The sequence below is a fragment of the Burkholderia sp. YHN3-13 genome (genome assembly GCF_055810675.1).
The window spans coordinates 1-534 of record NZ_JBVVNQ010000107.1; the positions used below are offsets into that span (position 1 = coordinate 1).

The 534-nt window shown below is 67.4% G+C and carries 1 protein-coding gene; it reads right to left on the bottom strand.

The window, feature by feature from the left end:
* On the bottom strand, positions 1–534 hold a 534-nt coding region (locus AC0KUR_RS38130), incomplete at both ends, for an NAD(P)/FAD-dependent oxidoreductase (RefSeq protein WP_473377425.1).

Genomic DNA, 534 nt, shown 5'->3' on the forward strand with positions numbered 1-534 from the left:
TCCATGCCGAGCTGGAAGTTCTCGGTCGGCTCGCCGTCCTTGCCCACGCCCATGTTGCCGGTGGCGACGCCTTTGACCGAGCCATCATCGTTGTAGAGGATCTCGGCGGCCGGGAAGCCGGGGAAGATCTCGACGCCCAGCGCTTCGGCCTGCTGGCCCAGCCAGCGCGTGACGTTGCCCAGCGAAATCACGTAGTTGCCGTGGTTCTTGAAGTTGTCGGGCAGCGCCCAGTTGGGCGTGGTGACCGCGCTGCTCTCCGACAGGAACAGGAAGCGGTCTTCCGTCACCTCGACGTCGAGCGGCGCGCCGCGCTCCTTCCAGTCGGGGAACAGTTCGGTGATCGCGCGCGGGTCCATCACCGCGCCCGACAGGATGTGCGCGCCGATCTCGGAACCCTTCTCGAGCACGCACACGCCGATCTCGGTGCCTTTCTCGGCGGCCAGCTGCTTGAGCCGGATCGCCGCCGACAGCCCGGCGGGGCCGCCGCCGACGATCACGACGTCGTATTCCATCGATTCGCGCGGGCCGTATTGC